Origin of the sequence: Actinomadura logoneensis (assembly GCF_003428695.1) — a bacterium.
Lineage (GTDB): Bacteria > Actinomycetota > Actinomycetes > Streptosporangiales > Streptosporangiaceae > Spirillospora > Spirillospora logoneensis.
Genome location: NZ_QURH01000910.1, coordinates 1 through 6,850 on the forward strand (window position 1 = coordinate 1; position 6,850 = coordinate 6,850).

Annotated in this window: 6 protein-coding genes; 2 read left to right on the forward strand and 4 right to left on the reverse strand. The window is 73.4% G+C overall.

Going from position 1 to position 6,850, the window contains the following annotated elements; all coding sequences use genetic code 11:
- Nucleotides 1-96: 96 nt before the first annotated feature.
- From DZF91_RS30695 to DZF91_RS30705, 3 genes are all read right to left on the reverse strand, one after another.
- Nucleotides 97-861, reverse strand: coding sequence for a phytanoyl-CoA dioxygenase family protein (locus tag DZF91_RS30695; protein ID WP_117360574.1), 765 nt, complete (start codon nt 859-861; stop codon nt 97-99).
- 47 nt (nt 862-908) lie between these two features.
- On the reverse strand, nt 909-1,463 hold the full coding sequence (locus DZF91_RS30700; protein WP_117360575.1) for a prepilin peptidase: 555 nt from the start codon (nt 1,461-1,463) through the stop codon (nt 909-911).
- A gap of 233 nt (nt 1,464-1,696) precedes the next feature.
- Entirely contained in the window at nt 1,697-2,392 is a 696-nt protein-coding gene (locus DZF91_RS30705; protein WP_117360576.1) for an SseB family protein, read from the reverse strand.
- Between the two features lie 186 nt (nt 2,393-2,578).
- Here DZF91_RS30705 and DZF91_RS30710 point away from each other — a divergent pair, with 186 nt between their 5' ends.
- Together DZF91_RS30710 and DZF91_RS30715 are read left to right on the forward strand one after the other, a co-directional pair.
- Complete coding sequence (locus DZF91_RS30710; protein ID WP_117360577.1) at nt 2,579-3,538, forward strand: hypothetical protein; 960 nt, start codon at nt 2,579-2,581, stop codon at nt 3,536-3,538.
- A 133-nt stretch (nt 3,539-3,671) separates the two neighbouring features.
- The gene (locus tag DZF91_RS30715) at nt 3,672-4,622 is read left to right on the forward strand and encodes a hypothetical protein (protein WP_117360578.1); all 951 of its coding nucleotides are present in this window, start codon (nt 3,672-3,674) and stop codon (nt 4,620-4,622) included.
- A 16-nt stretch (nt 4,623-4,638) separates the two neighbouring features.
- Here DZF91_RS30715 and DZF91_RS30720 read toward each other — a convergent pair whose 3' ends face one another.
- On the reverse strand, nt 4,639-6,738 hold the full coding sequence (locus tag DZF91_RS30720; RefSeq protein WP_199487006.1) for a glycoside hydrolase family 31 protein: 2,100 nt from the start codon (nt 6,736-6,738) through the stop codon (nt 4,639-4,641).
- Nucleotides 6,739-6,850: the final 112 nt, after the last annotated feature.

Below are 6,850 nucleotides of genomic sequence, written 5' to 3' on the forward strand. Positions count from 1 at the left end.
CCCCGTGATCCGGTCCGGAAGGTGACGGCGCGCGTCCGCTCCGGGAGGCGGCGCGGTCGGCGGGCATCCCCCTCCGCCGACCGCGCCGCCGTCGTTCTAGTGGGACGTGAGGCCGAGCTTGATGGCGCGTTCGACCGGGGACGGGCCGTCCACCGACAGCGGGACGGCGGGTTCGAGTCCGGGCTGCGCCATGAACTTGACGTTGCGGCCCTGGTGGCTCTGCGCGGCGTGGACGAGGAACGGGTGGCACAGGTAGACGTCGCCCGCGCGGCCGGTGGCGAACGCCACGTCCCGGTGCTCGGACGCGGCGACGGCCTTCCCGGCGATGTCCATGAAAGCGAGCCCGTCGTCGCCGGCGGGTTCGAGGAGCGGCGGGACGTCCAGGTGGGAGCCGACGCGGACGCGGGTCGGGGCGTCGTCCTCACCGACGTCGGAGAACAGGAACAGGACGAGCAGGGCGCGTCCGCGCGAGGTGAGGTTCACGCGGTAGCTCAGGTAGTCGTCCGGGTTCGGGCCGGGGAAGCTCGACTCGATGTGCCAGCCGTCGTCGCCCGGCGCGTCCGGCAGGGGGAAGCGGACGGCATAGCTGCCGCCGACCGTCTTCCTCGGGACCCAGCGGTCCCGGCCGACGAGCGCGTCGTACGCCTCGTGCAGGCGCGGACTCTGGGCGGCCTCGCGGAACGGGGGCTGGCCCTGGTCGTACAAGCGGATCACAGGCTTCGTCCAGGTGGACGGGTCGTCCGGGGAGCAGCCCGACATCTCCCACAGCAGCGCGCGGCCCTCGTCGGCCACGGAACGCGGGAACGCCTCGGACACGCGGACGAACCCGTCCCGGATGAAGCTTTCAACATCGATATCCATCGGAGGGGCAGCCTGCCGAACGTCCGGCGGCGCGTCCAGCGGTTTTTTCAGGCGTACAGGAGTGCGGCCAGCAGTGTCCCGGCCAGCATGAACGGGCCGTAGGGCATCTGGTCCTTGCGGCCCGCGCGGCGGAACAGCAGCAGCCCGATCGCGAACACGCCACCCAGGAGGATCGTTCCGGCGAGGCCCGTGATCCACGCGGGACGGCCCAGCCATCCCAGGTACAGGCCGAGGACGGGCGCGAGCTTCACGTCACCGAACCCGATCGCGCTCGGGACGATGACCCACTGCACGGCGAACACCAGGAAGAGCAGGCCCGCGCCCGCGAGCATCCCGAACCAGCGCGACGGGTCGGCGATGAGCAGCAGCACCCCGGCGATGGGGATGGACGGCAGCGTCAGCGGGTCGGGAAGGCGTTTCAGCGCGACGTCCACGACGCCGAGCAGCACGGCCAGGACGCCCAGGAACGCGAACGCCGGGATGGCGGCCCCTGAGACGCGGAATGCCAGGAGCAGCGCGAGGGCGACGCAGCCCGCGAGCGTCCACGCGTTGCGCAGGGGCTGGGTCCAGTCGGCCCGCACCGACCACACAGGGGCGCTCATGCCCCGCAGCCTAGAGCCTGGCGCGGCCTAGCCCTGCCCGGCCCGGCCACGCACGCGAACGCGTGACCTGCCCGGCGCAGCGACGCCGAAGGCGAGCGAAGCCGGGCAGATCGCGAAGCGATGCCGCGTTCGCCCAGGCACGGTCACGCAGCGAGCCGCCAGGCGAGCAAGTGGGCCGAGGCTGCGATCAACACAGCCGCCAGGCGAGCAAGTGGGCCGGGACTGAAATAAATTCAGCCCCGGTGGACGCTCAGCTCGACGCCGCCGACGACGCGTCCGCGCAGGGCCTCGGCGAGGCGGTCGGACACGCGCTGCGCGGTGGCCCGCTCGTCGTGGCCGGGCGCGACGGCGAACCGGACGGCCAGCTCGGTGTGCTCGCCCTTCCCCACCCGGACGCCCTGGACGCCCGGCTCGGCGCCGAACGCGGCGTCGATGGCGGCGAGGATCTCGCGGTCCTCGTGCGGGGGCGGGACGGGGCGGCCCTCGGCGAGCAGGTGCAGGTGCAGGCCCTCGACGGCGAACGGGACGGGGCCCGCGACGTCCAGGACCAGGGCGTGCGCGCCCTCGTCGAGCGCGGCGGCGGCGGCCTGCTGCGCGCTGACCGCGACGGGCCGGGCGTCCGGGCGCCAGGCGGCCATGGTCTCGGTGGCGGTGAAGCCGAGCACGCCGCGGCGGCCGTCCTCGCCCATGAGGGTGGGCAGGGCCATCTCGCTGTTCTTCTCGCGGCGCAGCTCGCCGGGCGCGACGTCCTCCTCCTCGGTGAGGACGGCGACGACGGGCACCAGGACCCGCTTGCCGAGCAGTTCGGCGACGACCGCGTGCCCGCCCGCGCGCCCCGCGGCGTAGGCGGCGAGCGCGTCCCGCAGGCGCGGGTCGGCGCTGCCGTCGTCGTCGGGGAACTGCGGTACGGGAATGGTCAGGTCGGGCACGCCAGGAAGGTTACCGGCCGGGTCGGCCACCTGGTGATCCGGGTCCGGCACGGTCCGTGACGGGGCTCACGGGCGGCTCGCACGGGCACGGAGGATGTGATGTAATCCGCGGGTTTCGGCCGCCCCGGGCCAGGGGCGGCGCGGGTCCGGTCCGCGAATCCGGTCCCCCGCCCTCCTGGAGTCCCCATGTCCGAGCAGGCTTCGGAGCTGCGCGCCCGGTGGCGCGCGCTGCCGCCGTCCACCCGCGACGAGCTCGTCAGGACGGGCCGCACCGGCGATCCCGAGGCGCAGTGGGTCGCGGTCCACTACGCCCGGACGCGGCTGGGGCGGCTCCGGCGGCTCGTCCGCGTGGTGCTGCTCGTGTACATCGTCGTCCTGGGGACGGCGCTCGGGCTGCTGCGCGCGTCCGGCCTGCTGAACGGGCCGGGGGTGTCGGTGGCGGCGGCCGTGGTCACGCTCCCGTCGGTGCTGGGCCTGTTCGCCTGGTTCCGGGGGCAGGTGATCGTCTTCAACCGCGTGCTCACGGTCAACGAGACCGCGCCGCTCCCGGAGGCCGCCGCGCCGCCTGGCCCGGACGCGTCCGGGGCCGCCGGGTGGCGCGCGGACGGGTGGCGCGCGGACGGGACGCGGCGGGGCGAGTCGCTGGTGGTGCGGGTCGTGCCGCGCAGGCTGATCGTCCACCTGGGCGGGATGGCGCTCGCGCTGGCGGCCGTGGGCACCATGCTGACGGCTTTCGAGCGCGGCTTCTCGGCGGCCGTCACGTGCTGGGTGGGCGCCGTGGTCGTCCTGGGGCTGCTGGGGCTGGGGCTCGTCCGCATGCGCCGGAGCAATCCGCTGGTGACGCTGTCCGAGGAGGGCGTGCGGGTGACGGGATGGCGGACGAGCGTGCCGTGGAGCCGGATCACCGGCGTCCGCGTCGTCGCGCCGCTGTCGGGACGCGGCGGTCCGCGCGTCATCGCGCTGGGCGTGACCGCTTCCGAGCAGCTCGTCGCGGATCTCACGGGCCGGTACGCGCAGGCGGCGCGGCGGTCGATGAGCGCGTACGGCACTCCGCTGTCGTTCACCGACCGGTATACCGACACGACGGTCCACGAGGTCGCCTCGGCGGCGTCCGCGTGGACCGGGCTGCCCGTCCGCTCGTCCTGAGACGGGGCGCGGCTCCCCCGGACGGCCACAACGGGCCGCGCGCGGCGCCGGATGATGTGATGCAATACGCGCATTCCAGCCGTTCCGTTCTGACCGGTACGTCCCGGATGGATCATGCCCCTGGGGAGTCCGCGTGTCCGACCAGGCCGACGATCTGCGCGCACGGTGGCGGTCGCTCGAACCGTCCGTCCGCAAGGAGCTGCTCAGGACCGGGCACGCGAGCGACTCCGAGGCGCGGTGGATCGCGGTCTATTACGCCCAGCGGGAGATCGCGCGGGTGCGTCGGAAGCCGTGGATCGCACTGGGTGTCTTCGTTCCCGCCGCCGGGGCGGTGCTGGGCTCGGTGCTCCTGGCCGGGACGGGCCGGACGGCCGTGCCGATCATCGCCGCCCTCGCCCTCTTGATCGCCTTCACGGTGGGGGTGTTCGGGGCGGCGTACACCCGACTGATCGCGCTCTACCGGATCATCACGGTCAACGACCACATCCCGCCACCTCGGGCGGAGGGCGCTGGGTCCGAGTCACCGGCTGCTCCGGCGGCGGCCGGGCCCAGCCCGTCCGAACGGAAGGAGCGACTGGTCGTGCGGGTCGTGCCGCGCAAGCTGGTCGTCTTCTTCGGGGGGATCGCGCTGGCCCTCGCGGCGCTCGCCTCGTTGGCGCTCGTCTCGCGCGCCGGTTGGCCGACGCTCGCGGTGTACGCCTGGCTGATCGGGCTCATGCTGCTGTTGCTGGGAACGACGCTCGTCCAAGCGCGTCGGGACGACCCGCTGATGGCGCTCGGCGAGGACGGGGTCACCCTCCCCGACGGGAGGACGACGGTGCCGTGGACGCGGGTCACCGGCATCACGGTCGTCCCGGTGAACGCCTTCCGGCGCCACGGCGGCTCGCGCGCGCTGCTGCTGACCGTGGACGAGCCCGAGCGGGTCGTCGCGGACCTCGGCGGCAGGCACGCGCGGACGGCGCGGCGGTCGCTCGCCACGTTCGGCGCTCCGGTGTCCTTCGTCGACCGGTTCACCGACACCACGGCCCACGCGGTCGCCTCGGCGGCGTCCGCGTGGACCGGGCTGCCCGTCCGTGAGCCCTGAGTCCTCGGCGGGCCGGCTACTCGAGGATCTTCAGCAGACGCGGGGTGTCCGAGGTGCCGAGCCGGACGAACAGCGGCACGGTGCCCAGGTCGGCGCGGTATCCGCGCAGGCCCCCGCCCTTCACGGCGCGGTGCCGGACGACGTCGTACCAGGCGCCGGGCGGCAGGTGGACGTCGCGGCTCGTCCCGGACGCCAGGACGGGCGCGGCGAGCAGCGCGTCGCCGAGCAGCCACTCGTCGGCGACCGTGTAGGACGCGGGGTCGTCCGGGTGCCGGAAGAACAGCGGCTTCATGATCGGCTCGCCGGTCCGGACGGCGCGGTCGGCCTGGTCGCGGATGTACGGGGCCAGCGCGGCGTGCAGCCGGGTCGCGGCGGCGTAGTGGCGGGCGACCTCCGGCGGGTAGGTGACCCACGTCCTGTTCACGAAGTCGTACACCTTCAGCGGCGAGGTCGAGGAGTACTCGATCGGCATGAGGGCCGCCGCCTGCGCCCAGCGCACCAGCACCTCGGGCGACGGCGGCGGCATGCTGTCCGAGCCGCCGATCATGTCGGTGGCGACGAACGGGTAGCCGATGACCGAGACGGCGAGGTTCTGCTTGACCGCCGCGTTGAGGGAGGCCCAGTCGGTGCCCTTGTCCACGGTGCGGGTCACGAAGCCGTACTTCTGCGCGCCCGTCCAGTGCACGCGGATGCCCGCGCCCTGGAGGTCGAACTGCTGGGCGAGCTCCGCGCCGAGCCTGCGGTAGCCGGCGGCGTCCAGGCCGTTGGACGCGGCGCAGCGCTCGTCGAAGAACTTGGTGTCGAACTTGAAGCCGTCCACGCCGTAGTCGGCCTGGAGCTTCTTGAGCTGGCCCTCGTACCACCTGTAGGCGTCGGGGTTGCCGAGGTCGATGAGCCCGGCCTTGCCGTTCCACCAGGTGACCGTGCAGGGCTGGGACGGGTCCTGCTTGGACTTCAGCAGGTAGCCCTTGTCCTTGGCGACCTGGTAGTTGTCGGCGTCCAGGTTGATCCACTGGGTGATCCAGACGCCGAAGCCGTAGCCCATGGCGTGGATCTGGTCGGACATGCCCTTGGGGTCGGGGAACTTGGCGTTCCACGTGTAGTCGCCGTAGTGGGTCATCCAGCCGTCGTCGAGCTGCATGGTGTGTCCGAGGACGCCCGCGTCGTGCAGGGAGCGCGCGTACTCGAGGAAGCCCTTCTGGTCGACGGTCGAGTAGAACTGCGCCCACGAGTTCCAGAGCGGCTCGGTGAACTGCGCGGGCGTCGCGCCGACGGCCCGCGGCCTGCCCGCGATGCCGATGTAGTCCTGATAGACGGCGCGCGGTGTGCGTTCGACGAAGAACGTCGCGTCCAGGCTCGCGGTGTCGGTGACCTCGAAGTCGGCGACGCCCGGGTGCAGGCGGCCGAGCGACACGCGCATCAGGTTGCCGGTGTCCACGTACAGCCCGGCGGACGTCGCGGTGAACCAGAACGGCTCGGTCATCAGGTACGACGCCGGGCCGAACGACGTGTCGTTGACCTGCTCCTTGCCGGTCGCGGCGTCCAGCGGCCAGGGCTGGCGCGTGTCAGGTTCGCCCTCGGCGTCGCTCTTGGCCTCGCCGTGCCCGTACCAGTGGCCGCCGGACGCCATGTCGAGATGCAGCGCCGTCGCGGACGCGGCTGACGCGCCCTTGACGCCCGTCCGGACGCGGTAGCGGTCGGCGGACGGGGTGACGGCGACGGTCAGCGTGGTCGCGGCGTCGGACGTCGCGACGGACAGGTCCAGCGTGCCGTGCGACCAGCGCGCGGAGGCGACCTTCGTGGGCGTCACGCGGGTGCCGTCCGGGCGGGTGACGTCGAACGCGCCGCTCGCGGCGGTCGCCAGGACGGTCCTGCCCGCGCGGCGGGTGGTGATGGCGAACGGCTCGCGGGCGACGGCGATCTCGTAGCCGGGGGTCGCGAGGGTGACGGTCCTGGCGTCCTGGCGGACGGCCACCCGGGTGGAGGCGGCGGACTCGGCGTGCGCGGACGGGGAGACGACGGCGGTCAACGGGGCCGCCAGCACGAGGGCGGCGGCGGTTGCGGTGCTTGCTCTGCGGCGGGTTACGGGACGGCTGCGGCGGGACACACGCGGCACGGACACCTCACAGGAGTGCTCGATTGTGAGCGTTTCTCAAGCATCCCGAGCGTAAATGCGCAACCCGTGGAGATCAAGAGACACGGCGGCCCCGCGCGCCGCACCGGGCGCG